Raw genomic sequence first — 16,804 nt, forward strand, 5'->3', positions numbered from 1 at the left:
TTTTTTGATTTAATAGTTGCTTTTTCATCTTATTTTATCATTGGTGCGGAAAAGCTGATGTTGACAATTATTATGCTATATGTAGGAACGAAAGTAATGGAATTTGTAATCGAAGGCTTGAATCCGAAGAAGGCCATTACGATTATTTCTGATAAACCGAATGACATTGCCAAACAGGTGACTACATCAATGGACAGAGGGGTAACCGTATACTCAGGGCATGGTTATTACACAAAAACCCCAAAGGAAATTCTTTATATTGTTATTAGTAAGCAAGAAGTAATAAAGTTGAAACGGATTGTTCAATCTACTGATCCGAATGCTTTCATCGCTATACACGATGTTCGTGATGTGTTCGGAGAAGGATTTATTGATATTTCTAAAGCTTAGTAAGAGGTTGTTTATAAGAGTTACAATTTGTAGAGTGGCTATTAGATAGATATCTACCTGATTGAATTACTAGTCTATTGGCAGATGTAGCTTTATAATCAAGTTTGTTCATTTATAATAAATATTGATAATTTGTATTAAAGTATGATTAAAATCATCTCACCTCTATAGATTTCTAGAGGTGAGATGATTTTTTTTGGATATTTATGTTACTATCACTGTAAAAATTGTGAAGAAAGAGTAATAAAAAAAGGGGAATAACCATATTAAAGAGAATGATTAACTATAACTAAAGGCATAAAATTCTGATAAACCTTAAGAAGGAGTGTGGCAGGTATGTTTCACCCAAAAGATGTTTTGTCTGATCAGTCGTTAGCTAATGCAAACGATCCAAGTTGGTACGTACCATTTGCAGAATCTGTTAAAAATTTGACAGATGAAGAAGCTTTTTGGAAGGTGAGTGAAGAAAGTAATAGTATTGCCGAAATTGTACAGCATTTGCTTTATTGGAATGAAACGTGGCAAACAAGGTATAAAAAAGCTAGTGTTAATGCAGTTTCAACAGTAGGAAGTAATGACAGTACATTTACCATTTCAAAAAAAAAATCATTCTATGAACTTCAAAAACAACTTTTAGATGTTCTTTTACATTGGCAAGAAATATTAACGGAAGAACAACTAGAAAGCGATGTTCAAGGGTACTTTGAAGCTAATTGGTGGCAAGTATTGGGTAATGTAACGACACATAATGCATATCATATTGGTCAAATTGTTTATATTCGGAAGATACAAAAGAGCTGGAATTAGAGCAAAAACAAAAAGTGCTATCTTTTATAGTTATTGACCTAACGGGGTACTTTAGTAAGAAGATCTATGAGCTGTTCTTAAGGAACAAAATGCAGGATATATTAATTTTGACTCTTATCCTACTGAGGTCCCGAAATCTTGGGCAGATGACCATATAAATATTGATCATATCTTTGGAATCGGTGATGAAAAAGGTATTTTAGAGAGCGCGTATTTAATTGAAGAAAGGGGATTGCCTAACAATATCGTACTGATTTCTGGAGATAGCCATTCCTGGGTTGCTTTTGATTACAGAAATACAAAAGAAGAACAACCTGTTATCTTTATTGATTTAGAAGATAAACAGATTATTGAACTCGCTTCTAACTTTGATTCTTTTTTAAATGGTTTAATCATTTAGGAAGATAAGGTTTAAAAGCAAATATTAACTGTGCTATTCAGTAAACAGAGCGATTCTTCAATATGAGAGATCGCTTTTCCTTATTGAACTATCGGGCCAAATAAGTTAAGAAGTTTGACTCATAATAATTAAAGGGGATATGCACTAATGAAGAATATTTTTAATCATATGTATACAGCAGAAATTTTAAAGCGTATTGACAAATTGAGTCCAAATTCACAATCACAATGGGGAAAAATGGATGTTGCCCAAATGCTAGCACATTGTTCATCTTTCCAAGACATTGCAATGGGGAATTCTTTTCCACCAAGGAGTTGGTTAGGGATACTAGTAGGGAGGTTTGCAAAACAAATTATTTACAATGACAAGACATTGCCCCATAATATGTCTACTATTCCAATCATTTTGATTGCAGATGATAGAGAATTTGACACAGAAAAAGAAAAGCTTAAACAAAAAATTATCACATTCCAAAATAATGGACCAGAGAAGTGCACAACTCATCCTCATCCTTTTTTTGGAAAACTTACTTCTGAGCAATGGGGGAAAGGAATATACAAGCACCTTGACCATCATTTGAAACAGTTCGAAGTTTAAACATTGAAAAACAAAATGAAACGATGTGCATCGTTAGTGGAAGAAAGTATCGCTAAGCCTAATTACTATTCTCTTGCATAAGATGTACAATGCTTTGATTTATTCTCAATTACTATTTGAAGCAACCAACAGTATGTCTTTTTATAATCTTTTGTTTTGCCTTAAAGGGGCACGATTGTGGAATAAGCTTCACTTTTCCTCTTCAACTAACGGGGGATTTAGTACAAGAAGGATTAGGCTCTTCCTAAGCTTACCTTGCTTTTTGCGAAAGGCTATTGATATCATAAGCTCAAGACGATATACTTCCGATTTTGCCCCAAAAAACATCACACTAAGTAAAGGAGAAATATGTACACAATCAGCAGATTTTCACAACTTTGCAAAATGAGTGCTCGCATGTTACGACACTATGACAAGGAAGAACTTTTGAAACCAGTACATGTAGATACAACAAACGGGTACAGATATTATGAGAAGAGTCAATTAGAAACGGCATTACTAATTAAGAAATTGAAAGAATATAGATTTTCCCTGCCTGAAATTAGAACGATCCTGCAGTCGTCAGACAGTACATTGTTTATCGGAATGATACACGCGAAAATAAATGAAATATCAAATGAGATGAGTCGATATAGACAGATCATTACAGAAATGCATGAGATGATCGAAAAGAATGAGGATTTAATACAAGGAGAAAGAAAATCCTATGATATATTGCTTGGAATGCGAAACGAGATCAGAGTCGTAAGTCAAAGATTACAGATTAATATTGATGACATGGACAAGTACTTTGATTCCTTTTACGATAAGGCAAAAGAGAGTATTATTCAGTTACTTAGTGTTCCGTCTGTCATTTTTTTTGATGAAGAGTTTACCCCTGACCACTGTGATATTGAATTAATGATTCCGATTATTCATAGGAATGACGAAAAAATATCAAGGGAATGGCAAATAAAAAAACTCCCCCAAAAGATTGTTGCTACTACCTTGCATATCGGAAGTTATGACTATATCGGATACGCACATCTGGCACTTGAAGAATGGACAGAAAGCAACGGCTACTGCATGGATGGTCTTCCTTATGAAACCTACTTGAAAGGTTCAGAATGTGACTGTCATGTAGAGGAGTATGTGACGCAAATTAGCCTTCCCGTCATCAAAAAAGAAATGCAATAATTGCTTGACTTTGACACTATGTCAAAGCTTATTCTACTTCCAAGAGAAAGCTAACACAACTTAAGGAGATCTTGGATATGAAAAAGATAATTGTACTTTGCATAGGGGCTGTATTAACGGCTGGAATCATAATGGGGGGTGTAGTCCAAGTAAAGGTGAGGGGAGTCAATTCGTGAAAAAACAGCACGTAGGTAAATACACAATGCCCGATGAAAGCAGCAAACATGAAGGTACGTGGTTGCAATGGCCTCATTCCTTTACATATGGTAAAGGCTATGAAGAAAAGATTGAACCAATTTGGATCGAGATGACAGCTGCCCTTAGTGAAGGAGAAAATGTTCATCTTATCGCATATGATGAATATGAAAAGGACTATATTAATGATCTTCTGTATGATGAGGGCATAAATATGAACAAAATTGATTTTTATATTGTTCCTACTGACGATGTATGGGCAAGAGATACAGCACCAATTTTTGTATACGATAAAGAAAACAATTTGAAACTCATGGATTGGGGATTTAATGGATGGGGTAAGAAAACGCGATACAAAAAAGATGCATTAATACCAAGTGTTCTTAGCAAGCAGTTAGGTATGGAAAGAATTAATCTAAATAGTGTAGTACTTGAAGGTGGAGCATTTGAACTAGATGGTAATGGCACTTTTTTATCGACACGTAGTGCTGTTACTAATAAAAACCGAAACCCTAAATTATCAGAATCAGAAATCGAGGAGTATATGAAAGAAAATATTGGTGCTATTAATTTTATTTGGTTAGATGGAGTGCCAAACCTAGACATTACAGATTTTCATATTGATGGTTTTGCAAGATTTCATGATAAGTCTTCAATCATTACAATGAAAAAAGATGATTTAGAAGAATGGGGTCTTTCTCATAAGGATATTAAAAAATTAATGAATGCAAAGAATGCCTTCGACAAGCCTTATCAGTATGTGTATTTACCAATCAGTAAAAATAATGTGATTTTAGATAATGGAACGAATTTAGAATACAAAGGTTCATATGTAAATTTTTATATTGGGAATACAGTTGTATTAGTTCCGAATTATAATGACCCTAATGACTAAATAGCAAACGATACAATCCAAAAACTATACCCTAATCGTAAGGTAATTGGTATTGATGTAAGGGAACTTTATAAAGATGGTGGTATGATTCACTGTGTTACACAACAACAACCAGTCAATTTAAAGTGATAGAGTTTTTTACAACGAATCTCAACATAATTGAAAACAATACTATCATTACTATTCCATTTTTCAATATTGTTTACGAAGCGATAGATCAAAAAGAATTGCTTCTACTTTGCCCACAGAATCTCGGTAAATCCTTAGCGTATAGTATACCGGTATTTTTTCTTCAGTATGTCGCTTAGCTTATATTTTCGTTAATCTATTAGCGGTTGTAGTTTTGTAAAAAGTTTGATTAAAATCATCGCACCTCTATAGATTTTTTAGAGGTGCGATGATTTTTTATGGGATATTTATGTTAATATCACTATAAAGATTGTGAAGAAATGTACTTAAACTAAAGGGGCAGGTTAGTTGAAGAGTGTTGTTTATCTTGTGTTCAACAATCGGGCCAGATTGTTTAAAAACATAATTTGTTAAAAATAGGTATTTATGTTAATGTTAAGGATAGATTGTTTAGTGTAAGTAAAGTCCAGGTAGTCAATTATTTCAATAGAAAAAGGGGATGTTGGAATATTTAAAGATCAGCTTATAAAATTTTGTAATCAGAATTTAATTAATTTAGAACTTATGCACGAAGGTTGCAGATCCTTCAGATTATTACTAATAGTGTTTTTAACTAATATAGAGCTAAGGGAGAAGATATATGACTCATAATGAAGTTGCTAAAATATACGAAGCTTATTTAAGTCCACTAGTTTCAGAGTTGTACGAGTTGGAAGGCTATGAAACAAGTTTAATTAATGCTCATGACGGAGGGCGGAATGTCGTTTATAACTGTGAGAAAGAGGGCGCTAGTGCAAAAATACTCAGAATCACCTTTTTAAATGACAGGAGCCGAGAGGATCTGCTGGGAGAAGTTGAATATATTCAATATTTATTCGAGCATGGCGGTAGTGTCTCGAATGTGATTAGCTCTCGGAAGGGGAATCTACTGGAAGAGATCACTCATAATAATCACACCTTTTTTGTCTGCCTGTTTGAAAAAGCTAGGGGAAAAATGCTTGTAGAAAATCATTTTCAGTATCGCGAAGGAGTTCCAATTACGGAATACTATTATAACTGCGGTAAAGTTCTCGGGAAGCTGCACCAATTGTCGAAAGGCTATGCTCCTGTTCATCGCCGATATAGTTTCTTTGATAAATACAATGCCGCGTATATCGATAATCTGATACCGGATACGTTACCACTGCTTAAGGAGAAGATGGTAGGGCTTCTTAAAACATTAGAAGGGTTGGACAAGAACTCTGAGTCATACGGTATGGTACATTTTGATTACAATGATGGTAATTATATGATTGACTTTGATACCGGACAAATCACTGTATTTGATTTCGATAACTCTTGTTTCTGTTGGTATATGTATGACTTGGCGAATGCCTGGATGCTGGGATTGGGCTGGATACAATTCGAACCAGATGCCGGTAAACGAAAAGACTTTATGGATGATTATTTTAAAACAGTACTTGAGGGATACACATCTGAAACCAAAATCGAAGATTCGATGTTGAATAATCTGCCCTTATTTATCCAAATTACTGTCATGGAAAATATTATAGATGCATTCGAGGTCATGCGGAACAGCGGTGAAGAGCTGGAGTGCGATGAAGAGTTGTCATATAGCATAAAATGCCTCGAAGAAGGTATACCATATAAGGGATTTTTCCATGAAGTTTTCTCATGCGAAGAACCTTTCGAGTGTGAGAAACGAAATATTCAATCTTCAATCCACTAATTCCAAATGTGATGACAGTGTTTCGTTATCTTCAAGTTTCTATTCTTATATGGTTAGCTAGGGTATTAAACATTCAGGTGCTATAGTTTATTAAAGCAACAGTTGAAGAATGATAAGAAAAAAGGGGCTCGATTCCACTAAATGGGAATCGAGCCTATTTAATATTAAACCGACCAGCACCAATATATTGACACATACACTCGACACATAGGGAGGCTGTCGAGTGGTTGGAGTTAGTGTGATTTAAAACTGTCAATGATTGATTTTCAAGATTGTGTGAAGAATTTTTATATTTTTGATTTAGCTGTTCCAATATTTAGTGCGATAGAGGTTTATTTGTCGGTGGTGGGAACATCATTGAATATGGAAGAAGTATTACAAAAGTAATCATCGAGGGATACTAAGAGGAAAACGGTCTCCCAAAGGACATGTTAGAAAAACTTCCCTTATTTATAAAACTAAAAGAAGTTTTTGAACCATTTTTGAATGAGAATTGAAAAAGACATTCTTTCCTTGACACAAACGGTTTATTGAAAAACTAATCTTAATCTTCCACAATCGAGCGCGATTGTGGAATAAGCTTCACTTTTCTTGTTCAACTAACGGGATGCTTTAATTCAAAAAGGAGTAGAGCCTTTTTTTTATTGAACTAAAGGGACAGTTTAGTTTAAGTAGAAATGATAGAATATGTAAAAGTGAATAAAAGGAAGGAGTGGTGTAATTGTGGATATTATCACTTTCGGTGAAAAAGAAGATGGTAAGGAATACATATTGAGACCTGCTGTTTATTGTTTAATGTTCGATAGTCAGAAAGATAAAATAGCAATTATTCAAACAAGTGATGGTAAGTATTTTCTTCCAGGTGGGGGAATAGAAAAAAATGAGACACACGAAGAGTGTTTAAAAAGAGAATCTCTTGAGGAAATGGGGATGGATATTGAGGTGGGTCATTTTGTAGGGTGTGCCCGAAGATACTTTTATTCTACAAATGAATATAAATATTACCTTAGCGAAGGGTATTTTTATTTATGCGACACGGGTAGGCAAATAAGTGAACCTACAGAAGAAGACAATTTCCTTAAATGGATTGAACCAATCCAAGCAATAGTAAACTTATTCCACGAACATCAAAGTTGGGCAGTTAATGAAGCATTAAGACAATTAAAGTTATTCAACTAACGGGTGCGTTAATCCAAGAATGATTAACGTTCTTTTTTGTTGGAGCTATTGAACTAACGGGGCAGTTTAGTACAAGAAGAGTTAAAAAAAATATTAGCAAGGACATTTGGAAACCAATATTCTATAATGGGATTTAAATACAAAAGAGGTGAATGAAATGCGACCCGTATTATCAAAGGATTTGAATGAAAAAGTTTTCAGGAATTTTTACTGGTTAAAAGAAGAACTACAGGTTTTTTGTAGAGAAAATGGGATAAGTACTTCAGGTTCTAAAGTTGAAATCACAGATAGAATTGCTTTCTTTCTTCAAACAGGAAAAATCGTTAAACCATCGAGAAAACAAAATTCTTACCAAAAGTCTTCCAAATCAAAGGAGTTGAGCCTAAATACAATTATTACAGAAGAGCATCGTTGTAGTCAGGCAGTAAGGGCATTCTTTAAATCACAAATTCCTAAATTTCATTTTTCCACACATATTCAAAACTATTTTAAAGAAAATGTAGGAAAGACATATCAAGAAGTAATTGCTGCCTGGTATGAAGAAGAGGATCGTAAGAAAGACCCTTCATACATCACAACAATTAGTTCTCAATTTGAATATAATCAATTTACACGAGATTACTTTACTGATCCTGAAAACAAAGGAAAAAAGCGAGAAGATGCAATTGCTGCTTGGAAAGAGATAAAGAAGTTGCCAGGAGAAAATAAATACATATCGAAAAGTAATTCTTGACCCCTTCTACTTCTTCGACTAAAGTGGCAGGTTAGTTGAAGAAGTACAAAATAAAAAGACCAATAAGTGGCCTTTTTTAAAGGGAAACATCTAAAGTTTTTAGTAACGTATCAATTTCTGTTTTAATGGTGAAAAAATGAGGCTTACTTTCATCATCAAATATGAGTAAATAAGGCTTTTCATCTTCGGGAATAATAATGATAACTTCATCAATCAAAGTTTTCACCCATTTATTTTCTATTCGAAGAGATGGCGTTAAGGGGATTTTAACTATATAACCTTTGTCTGGAATAGGTTTGATTTTTTTTAACAATATTATCAATTCCTTCAATAATTTTTTTAGTCTCTAATTGTATTTCGGGATTTGTTGGGATTGTTATTATCTTCTGTTTTTGAATATCAAGAAGTTCAATATTTGTTGTGCTCTGTGCACTTACTATAAATAGATTAAATAGGAAAAGTATGGGGATTGATGTAAATAATATTTTACGAATCACATTTATCACCTCAGATTTAGCCTTACCAAAGATGATTTTGTTATACATGCTTATTCAACTAACGCAATGGCTGCAAGGAGCATTGCGTAACTTGATGTCACGAAGTCTAAACGATGGTGCTCACCAACACCAAAACACATTAAGACCTGCCTCATCTGCCCATTTTCCCATTTGGATAATGTTTTCAATGCGCTCCTGTGCAGTGAGCACGTTGCCTTCTGCATCTGGAATACGTTCACCTAAAGAATAAACGCCAAATTCGAATTTCATATTTGCACCCACTTTTTATAATAGAATGATTAGTAATACAAGAGCTAAAATGCCAAGCACCAAAATTGTCGCTGTTTCTTTCATTGTATCTTTTACGCGAATATGTGTAATCACGCCACCAATTCCTACGGCTACTAAAATCGCAGCGCCGATAATTGCGGATGTATCATTCCAAAAACCTACAATTAATAAAATGGCCGCACCTAATTCAATTAAACCAGTTACTACGCGGAACCATTGCGGGTAACCCCATTTCTTAAATCCTTCGATGTGCATTTTTGAACCAAATGTTTTTCCTAAACCAGCCATCAGGAACATTAAAACTAAAATACCTTGTAAAATCCATGCTACTACTGTCATTTGTATTCCCCCTTATTTGTTAAAGACGATAGGCATTTTACCTATCCATTCTTGCTTGCGAATTGCATCATACATACATTGCGCTACATTTTTACGTGATACACTAAATTTTCCTTTTGTATCCCCGAGCGAAATGGTATACCCATTGCCATCTGTTTTTACATTTGGGTATAACCGTCCAATCGACATGACTTTGGTGTATCAGCTTGCTAATTACTTTCATTTCCGCAAATCCAGTTGGATACAATGTTTTCGCCATAATGCTTGGTATTACTGTTACGAGCTGCTTTTGAACGAATCTTGAATTTAGCGTTGGTGTTGCAAGTGTAGTAAAACACTTTACCCCCCGTTGATCCATTGCGTACAAAATCATTTCATGTGCTTTTGTAATGGGCAAAGCCTCTACCTTTCGACTCATCGATAAAGCAGGACCAAGTGTACTCACAACCGCATCTTGCCCTTTAATTGCTTTTGTCACTTGCTGTTCATCTGTTAAGCTGCCAACCATGACTTCTAAATTGGCGTACTTTAGCTTTAGGGCACCTTCACGTCGTACGTAAGCTTTTACTTTGTCACCATTTTGTAGGGCAATCTGAATAAAATGCTGACCAATCTGTCCGTTCGCACCAAATACTGTGATATTCATTTTTCAATTCTCCAACATGTTTCGTATATCCAACGATTGTCGTATAATTATCTTAAATTCAAAATAAAATTTGCTCAACCAACAAATAAGAGGAAAAATCGTTTATACGACATTTCGCCTCGAATGTCGAAAAAGTAGGGAGGGAAAACATGGAGAAAACATTGGATCCGCGAATATTAAGAACAAGACAACTAATAATGGATGCCTTTATGCAGCTAGCTGTAGAGAAGGATTTTAAAGATATTACCATTAAAGATATTACAACTCGTGCAACAGTTAATCGTGCGACTTTTTATTATCACTTTTATGACAAATATGATTTACTCGAAAAAGTATTAAGTGAGGATGTAATTAAAGGCGTTTTAAAAAATGTGAGCTCGTATGAGTCGATAACATCTTCTTCATTAAAAGATATTTTCATTAGTTTACTTAGTTTCCAAAAAGGGTTAGCAAGCCAATGTACCAGAAGTTATGAGTCATTCACACCTAAGATCGAAACGATTATTAAAGAAGAGTTGGGGCGAGTATTTCGTGAGCTATTAAAGAAAAAGTATCCTGATTGGCCTTTTGAGAAAGTTGATTTACAGAGTATTATGATGAGCTGGACATTGTATGGGATGTCAACGAAATATGTGAAAAGTGGCGAACAGCCAATGGAAGATGTTATTGAAGCAGTATTCCATGCATTATTAATTGACTAAAAACATCAATTTAGTACTGGAGGTCAAGAACTGAAGGTAAGTCTTATTAAGCTAACGGGTACTTTACTTGAAGATCATTGAGCTGTTCAGACAGCTCTTTTTTCTTATTCAATTAAAGGAACAGTTTAGTTGAATAGGGTTGTTTAACTTGTGTTCAACAATCTGGCCAGATTGTGTAGGAAATAAGAAGAGTATGAAAAATTAAAGGGATTAATTGTTCGATTGTCGAAAACTTACATAAAAGTTTTTATTTCTTTATTAAAAGGAGAAGCCTATAAAAATTGATGTTCATTTAACAGATAAAAGTGAAGCATATATAATAAAAAACTTATATCCTTTGTACCTATATGACCTTTCTGGACATTATTATAGAATGCCGAATGTTCACGGGATATACGAGGATAGTGATGATTTTCGAACATTAAAGGACCAGTATGAAGTTCAAAATATTTGGTGGGAAAAGCCCGGAATTTTATTTCTATACGTAATTTCAGTAGATGGAAAACCAGCGGGATTTATCTTAATAGCAACCCCGCCACATTGTAACAAAGGAATTGAGTATTTTGTAAATGATTTCTTTTTAATTCAATCATTAAGAGGAAAAGGTATCGCTGAAAGAGCAGAAAATATAGTATTTGACCAATTTAAAGGGAATTGGGAGTTGTTTACTAACCAGCTAAAGAAAAACATTGGTGGACTAAAATTTTGGAGGAAGTCAATATCTAATTACACTAATGGAATTTACACTGAGAAAAACGGGGAAACATTTGATGGACAAATGACTATTTTTCGATTTGATAATTCCGGAAAACAATCGATTTCCAAATAACTCATTTAAAAAGACATGTACTTATGATATTCCGCAATCTGGCGCTTTAGTAGAAGATCTTTGAGCTGTTCAGACAACTCTTTTTTTATTCAACTAACGGAGCAATTTAGTTGAAGATCCATGTTTAAAATGTGTGCACCAATCGGGTAATAGAGCAGTTTAGTAGAAGAAGGATATGTTAGGGGGAGTTAATATGAAACGTTGGTGGTATTGGTTGTTTAGTACTATACTTTTCGGATTCATCCTTATAACCCAAGGCTTATTTTCCTCTTATAAATTGGAGGGTGAACATCCAGGTTCATTAAATGAATCATTATTAAGCATTTGGTGGGGCTGTATTGCAATTTTGGTAGTGTTATTATTCATTAAATGGATTAGCGAAAAAGGACTATAAAGGATTGTTAAGATTATTGATTTGTGAAGGATGGTACTTAAAGTAACGGGTACTTTAGTTGAAGATTACGGGTCTCTTCAGACGGCTCTTATTTTAACTAAAGCAGCAAGTTACCAAAAACTAACTCATAATTTTTACGAACTGGACAAACTACCTTAATTAATAAAATAAGGTGGTAATAAAATATGAAAAATAAATCAACTCCCTATATTTTGATATTTATTTTCATGTTAGCGATATTCGCTTCGGGGATGTTGTCATCGAACAAAAGTACGGCTGAAACAGATGAAGTCCGCTCTGAAGAAAAGCATTCTGATTCTTCTGATGTCTTAATAGCACTATTAGACCCGTATGCAAGTAAAGAGATTAACAAGAAATATCCAAATCGAAGTCATGCACTTTGGAATGCAAAAATATTAGAGATAAAACGATTATCTGGTAGATATTCCCAATATGACTTTATTGTGAAAGTAAAATATGATACTTATACAGGTCCTTTTAATCCACCAGAGGGTCCAGTTACTATAACCTTTAATGTAACAACATCGGGGGTTTCAGTAACTGAATTTCGAGAGTAATTTTTATACCACCTTTTCTCTTCATCAACTAACGGGGCAGGTTAGTTCAATAAATGTCATTGAAACACAGTAAGTCTCTTCGCTTTTTGCACATGGTACGTCCCACTAAATAAATATGTAAAATACTATACCCTAAGACCAATTTCCATGAGTCTTACTTGAGCTTATCTCGTACAACGGAGGGAATATTATTCAGCTGCACTTCTTCCCAAGCTTTCACATAAGTTCTCTTTGTATCAACTTTTAAGTATGCCCCCTCACGTAATTGTTTACTGGCAGTGAAAGTAATCTTTATTTTTTTGCCATCTACATTAATTCCGTCAAGGGCATACTCGTATGTTTCCTGATCAATCTTTTTTCCAGGTTGATCAATCTTTACAAAAACATCCTTTTGATGAATAAAAGGGTTTAACATATCTGCAAGTTCGTTCTTAACCAAAAGAGACATAAGCAATATTATTATGACTGCAACAATCAGGGTTCCAATTGCTATCTTTATAGCTTTCATCGTAGCATTCCTCCTTATTTTCTTCTTTCGTACAATTTACAAGAAATAAAAAGTAGTAGCCTTCGGTTAGGGTTACAAATAAAGAAAGAAGTGACGATATTGTCACTTTCTACGTAAGTACGGTCTAATATCTAAGTTGTGGTCTGTTATTTTATAAAATGTAATTTTTTCCCACAAATTTACGAGTGCTTTAGTAGTTAATCTTTGAGCTGTTTAGAGAGCTCTTTTTTTATTCAACTAACGGGGCAGTTTTCTTCAATATGCAAAGATGGATTATTAATAAATACAAGTTATATTTTGTTGAAATATTTATTCAAAAATTAATAGACATAATATGTATAAAAAAAAGAAACAGCGATAAAATGAACTGTTCCTTTTTGCATTTGATTGTTAATTATAATGGTAAATCTTTTTGTTGAAATATTCGTATTCCTATTGCATAGAGTACAATTCCAACCACTGCAAGGATAACAAATTGAACCATAAAACCATCACCTTTTAAAATTGCATCTGTGTCAAAAAGGGTATTTAGTGAGATGTATTTAATGCCTTCAAGGCTTTCACTTACTTGCGCCATCAGTTGGAACAAGAAGAAAGCAAGAGGGATTCCTGCACCCAAAGCTAAAGAGTTTTTGGATAAATTGAATACACAAGAAAATAAGAATGAAATACCACTAGTAGCAAACATTAAAAGGAATAATCCTAAATTAAGTAGGAGATAATCTGAGATACTCACATCTATATCGCCTTGGAAAATTTGAATCGATGCAACTCCAACAATTGTAACAGTGGCAAACATAACGATAATGGAAGTAATTAAGTATGCTGCTTGTGTTCTAACAACAACGATTCTTTTAGTTGGTGTAGATAGTAGGTAGGCCATAGACCCTCTATCTACCTGTGAAGCGACTAAACTATTAGCAGTCATAATGATAAAGACTAACGATAGAATGACACCGTGCAACGAAAAGAACGTTTGGGCAAGCATGCCAAGGAAAGTGGTATTTTGTAGCATGTGTTCAAGTGGAGTGCCTTTTACCATATCGGCCATACCAGAAATGGTACTAGGTTCAAACACAGTGATCAAGACAGCATTCAAAACACTCATAATGAATGTGAATATCAGCCATAATTTTAAATTGGATTTTAACGTTTGTTTAAAAATAGGTTTGCTAAACATAAATTGGCTCCTCCCTTAGAATAAGCTCTTAAAGTATTCTTCAAGACTGTACTTCATTTCGGTAATAAACTTAATCTTGTAACTTTTTAATACTCTAAGAAACATATTAATTTCACAATCATTTAACTTAATAATCACTTGATTTTTACTATCTATTTTTTCTATAAAGTTAAATGCCTTTGACAAAAATTGTTGATAATCTTCTTTTGAAATAAATTCAATCTTATATACTTTATCTTCGTTATGTTTGATTTCTGCAGTTGACTTTACTGCAATGATTCTCCCATCTTTAATCAATGCAACTTTGTCACAAATATGTTCAACTTCATCAAACATATGACTCGACATGAAAATCGTTTTCCCTTTTTTTCTTTCTTCATTTAATATCGATATAAATTCTGCTCTCATCAAAGGATCAAGACCAGTTGTCGGCTCATCTAGAATGAGAACCTTTGGGTCAGCCATCAAAGCAGCAACAATCGCAGTTTTTTGTTTCATTCCTTTAGACATTCTTTTTAAATTTGCAGTAGGGTCTAGTTGTAGCTTTTCGATAATCGTATTCATATACGACATATCTTTAAGACCTATTAAGTCAGCTTGTCTTTTAAGAAACTCTGTCCCTGTTGGTGCATCAGGAAATGCGATTTCTCCTGGTAAATAGCCAATTAATTTTTTTACTTCCGCTGAATCTTGCCAACAATCCAATTCATTTATAGTAGCACTACCACTTTGAGGTTTTAAAAACCCCATTAAATGACGTATTGTCGTTGTTTTACCAGAGCCATTTGTGCCAACAAAACCAAATACTTGGCCTTTCTCTATTGAGAGATTGATGTCAAAAATACCTCGTTCACTTCCATAATCCTTTGTCATGTTTTTAATTTCAATAAACGACATATTATTCGGCATCTCCCTCAATAGTTGATTTACGGTCGTAAAATTTCATAAAGTAATCCTCTAGTGTGAATTTAATTTCTGAGAAAAATTTTATATTATAATTAGATAGGATATTAATAAATTCATTAATATGCTTGTCGTTTATACTTATTTTCACCTGATTTTTATTTGGACTTAAAGAAATTACTTCGAATTTTTTATAAATATGAATATTTTTATTAAACTGATTGAAATCATCAATTGAATTGAATTCAATTTTAAATGTTTTGTCCTCGTTATTCCGTAGTTCGTCTGCTACAAAAGTGGAAATTAAGTAACCATCTTTAATGATAGATATCTTGTCACAAGTAGCATCAATTTCGTTAAAAATATGACTCGATAGTAGAATGGTTTTCCCTTTTTCTTTTTCTTCTTTAATAAATTCAATAAAGATATCTTGCATGATAGGATCAAGGCCGCTTGTCGGCTCATCAAGAATAAGTACATCAGGATCATGCATAAAAGCAGTTACAATGGCTAGCTTTCGTTTCATACCGAGTGACATCCGTTTCAAACGACCTGATGGATCAAGTTCGAACTTTTCCATTAAATAATTAGTATGATTCATATCTTTTAATCCACGTAATTCTGCCATCATTTTAATAAACTGTGTTCCAGTTAACGATTCGGGTAGGGCGATTTCCCCTGGTAGATAACCAAGATTTTTTTGAATCTCACTGGCATTGTTCCAACTGTCCAATCCATTAACAAAAGTGCGTCCTTTTTGAGGGCGGGAGAACCCCATAATGTGACGAATTGCAGTGGTTTTACCGGCACCATTTGGTCCTAAAAATCCGTAGACTTCTCCTTTTTCAACAGAAAATGAAACATCGAACACTCCACGATTATGGCCATAATCCTTCGTCAAGTTATCTATCTGTATGATAGCCATATTAAAACTCCTTCCAAAATTAAAATACTTTCATTATTAAGAATTTATTAATGGAACTTAAACAGAAGAGCAAGTACTTAATCCATAAACAGCGACACGAACTATATCATCTATATCTTCATTGTTAGGTCTATAGTTATCCAATAGAATAAATCGAGAGACAAAGAAACCACCGATAACAGTGGCTAACATCTTTAAAATTCGATCATGAGGTAGATCTACTATTTCACCACGAGCTTTAAACTCATCAATTACTTTACCTAAAATGGGAGGAACCTTTTCGAAGAAGTAGGGAAATACCTCGTTTTTCAATTCATCTTTATAAATGATTTCTTTGATAACAACTAGAAAGATGTCTCTATTTTCAAAAATAAACTCAGCCCTATTTTTTAGCAATCTTTTTAAAAATTGCTCGAATGTAACTGTTTTAGGTAGGAATGTTTCCTTTATAACTTCATGAACCATAGTAGGGAAAAAATCTTTAATAAACGGAAGAATTATTGAAAGTAATAATTGATCTTTTGTTCCGTAATGTTTAAAAATAGTACCTTCTGATACTTCAGCAGCTTTTGCAATTTCAGCTGTTGAAGTGTTTGCGTAACCTTTTTGAGCAAACAGTTTTATAGCATTTTCTATAATCTTTTTTTGTTTTTCCGTTCTTTTCTTTGTTTCTCCTCGGGAGAGAATCATATCGAACAATTGGTTGGACATTGTTTCTCCTTTCAATGCGGCAAAAAATAGTGAGTAATCACTCACTTTTAGTATATGAAATATAATGTTATA

20 protein-coding genes and 3 pseudogenes are annotated in these 16,804 nt (G+C 33.7%); 14 read left to right on the plus strand and 9 right to left on the minus strand.

Annotation, left to right across the window (positions count from 1 at the left end; all coding sequences use genetic code 11):
- The 10 genes and pseudogenes from ACQKM9_RS16175 to ACQKM9_RS16220 form a co-directional block, all read left to right on the plus strand.
- The coding region (locus ACQKM9_RS16175; protein ID WP_427735392.1) for a YitT family protein at positions 1-390 on the plus strand (390 nt) is incomplete at its 5' end.
- 336 nt (positions 391-726) lie between these two features.
- Positions 727-1,197: a DinB family protein gene (locus ACQKM9_RS16180; protein ID WP_427735393.1), complete on the plus strand. Its 471-nt coding sequence runs from the start codon at positions 727-729 to the stop codon at positions 1,195-1,197.
- 85 nt (positions 1,198-1,282) lie between these two features.
- Positions 1,283-1,597 (plus strand): annotated as a pseudogene (locus tag ACQKM9_RS16185) (SMI1/KNR4 family protein); the annotation flags it as partial.
- Between the two features lie 147 nt (positions 1,598-1,744).
- On the plus strand, positions 1,745-2,194 hold the full coding sequence (locus tag ACQKM9_RS16190; protein WP_427735394.1) for a DUF1569 domain-containing protein: 450 nt from the start codon (positions 1,745-1,747) through the stop codon (positions 2,192-2,194).
- 348 nt (positions 2,195-2,542) lie between these two features.
- Positions 2,543-3,370 (plus strand): MerR family transcriptional regulator, encoded by an 828-nt coding sequence (locus ACQKM9_RS16195; protein WP_427735395.1) that lies wholly within the window; start codon positions 2,543-2,545, stop codon positions 3,368-3,370.
- 77 nt (positions 3,371-3,447) lie between these two features.
- Positions 3,448-4,589 (plus strand): annotated as a pseudogene (locus ACQKM9_RS16200) (agmatine deiminase family protein).
- Between the two features lie 640 nt (positions 4,590-5,229).
- A complete protein-coding gene (locus ACQKM9_RS16205; protein ID WP_427735396.1) occupies positions 5,230-6,318 on the plus strand; it encodes a phosphotransferase enzyme family protein in 1,089 nt (362 codons plus the stop codon).
- A gap of 249 nt (positions 6,319-6,567) precedes the next feature.
- Positions 6,568-6,794, plus strand: a pseudogene (locus tag ACQKM9_RS16210) (protein kinase); the annotation flags it as partial.
- Between the two features lie 247 nt (positions 6,795-7,041).
- On the plus strand, positions 7,042-7,497 hold the full coding sequence (locus ACQKM9_RS16215; RefSeq protein WP_234447540.1) for an NUDIX hydrolase: 456 nt from the start codon (positions 7,042-7,044) through the stop codon (positions 7,495-7,497).
- Positions 7,498-7,654: 157 nt separating this feature from the next.
- On the plus strand, positions 7,655-8,230 hold the full coding sequence (locus ACQKM9_RS16220) for a DUF6434 domain-containing protein (RefSeq protein ID WP_427735397.1): 576 nt from the start codon (positions 7,655-7,657) through the stop codon (positions 8,228-8,230).
- Between the two features lie 76 nt (positions 8,231-8,306).
- Here the strand turns inward: ACQKM9_RS16220 and ACQKM9_RS16225 are convergent, their stop codons facing one another.
- From ACQKM9_RS16225 to ACQKM9_RS16240, 4 genes are all read right to left on the minus strand, one after another.
- Positions 8,307-8,543, minus strand: a complete 237-nt coding sequence (locus tag ACQKM9_RS16225; RefSeq protein ID WP_427735398.1) for a hypothetical protein — start codon at positions 8,541-8,543, stop codon at positions 8,307-8,309.
- Between the two features lie 304 nt (positions 8,544-8,847).
- Positions 8,848-8,997: a hypothetical protein gene (locus tag ACQKM9_RS16230; RefSeq protein ID WP_427735399.1), complete on the minus strand. Its 150-nt coding sequence runs from the start codon at positions 8,995-8,997 to the stop codon at positions 8,848-8,850.
- Positions 8,998-9,012: 15 nt separating this feature from the next.
- Entirely contained in the window at positions 9,013-9,357 is a 345-nt protein-coding gene (locus ACQKM9_RS16235; protein WP_427735400.1) for a DoxX family protein, read from the minus strand.
- Positions 9,358-9,460: 103 nt separating this feature from the next.
- Positions 9,461-10,003 (minus strand): NAD(P)-dependent oxidoreductase, encoded by a 543-nt coding sequence (locus ACQKM9_RS16240; protein WP_427735401.1) that lies wholly within the window; start codon positions 10,001-10,003, stop codon positions 9,461-9,463.
- Positions 10,004-10,152: 149 nt separating this feature from the next.
- Here ACQKM9_RS16240 and ACQKM9_RS16245 point away from each other — a divergent pair, with 149 nt between their 5' ends.
- From ACQKM9_RS16245 to ACQKM9_RS16260, 4 genes are all read left to right on the plus strand, one after another.
- Positions 10,153-10,704, plus strand: a complete 552-nt coding sequence (locus tag ACQKM9_RS16245; protein ID WP_427735402.1) for a TetR/AcrR family transcriptional regulator — start codon at positions 10,153-10,155, stop codon at positions 10,702-10,704.
- Between the two features lie 373 nt (positions 10,705-11,077).
- Positions 11,078-11,533: a GNAT family N-acetyltransferase gene (locus ACQKM9_RS16250; protein ID WP_427735403.1), complete on the plus strand. Its 456-nt coding sequence runs from the start codon at positions 11,078-11,080 to the stop codon at positions 11,531-11,533.
- A gap of 193 nt (positions 11,534-11,726) precedes the next feature.
- Positions 11,727-11,927, plus strand: a complete 201-nt coding sequence (locus tag ACQKM9_RS16255) for a hypothetical protein (RefSeq protein WP_427735404.1) — start codon at positions 11,727-11,729, stop codon at positions 11,925-11,927.
- Positions 11,928-12,112: 185 nt separating this feature from the next.
- Complete coding sequence (locus tag ACQKM9_RS16260; RefSeq protein WP_427735405.1) at positions 12,113-12,505, plus strand: DUF3888 domain-containing protein; 393 nt, start codon at positions 12,113-12,115, stop codon at positions 12,503-12,505.
- A gap of 154 nt (positions 12,506-12,659) precedes the next feature.
- Here ACQKM9_RS16260 and ACQKM9_RS16265 read toward each other — a convergent pair whose 3' ends face one another.
- The 5 genes from ACQKM9_RS16265 to ACQKM9_RS16285 all read right to left on the minus strand — a co-directional run bounded on the left by ACQKM9_RS16265 (position 12,660) and on the right by ACQKM9_RS16285 (position 16,747).
- On the minus strand, positions 12,660-13,013 hold the full coding sequence (locus ACQKM9_RS16265) for a YxeA family protein (RefSeq protein WP_427735406.1): 354 nt from the start codon (positions 13,011-13,013) through the stop codon (positions 12,660-12,662).
- Positions 13,014-13,407: 394 nt separating this feature from the next.
- Positions 13,408-14,193 carry an ABC transporter permease subunit gene (locus tag ACQKM9_RS16270; protein WP_427735407.1) on the minus strand — a complete coding sequence of 262 codons (786 nt, stop codon included), beginning with the start codon at positions 14,191-14,193 and terminating at the stop codon, positions 13,408-13,410.
- A 15-nt stretch (positions 14,194-14,208) separates the two neighbouring features.
- Entirely contained in the window at positions 14,209-15,090 is an 882-nt protein-coding gene (locus ACQKM9_RS16275; RefSeq protein ID WP_427735408.1) for an ABC transporter ATP-binding protein, read from the minus strand.
- 1 nt (position 15,091) lies between these two features.
- Positions 15,092-16,021, minus strand: a complete 930-nt coding sequence (locus ACQKM9_RS16280; RefSeq protein WP_427735409.1) for an ABC transporter ATP-binding protein — start codon at positions 16,019-16,021, stop codon at positions 15,092-15,094.
- A 57-nt stretch (positions 16,022-16,078) separates the two neighbouring features.
- Positions 16,079-16,747 (minus strand): TetR/AcrR family transcriptional regulator, encoded by a 669-nt coding sequence (locus tag ACQKM9_RS16285; protein WP_427735410.1) that lies wholly within the window; start codon positions 16,745-16,747, stop codon positions 16,079-16,081.
- Positions 16,748-16,804: the final 57 nt, after the last annotated feature.

Source organism: Viridibacillus sp. NPDC093762, assembly GCF_050279675.1.
Taxonomy (GTDB): domain Bacteria; phylum Bacillota; class Bacilli; order Bacillales_A; family Planococcaceae; genus Viridibacillus.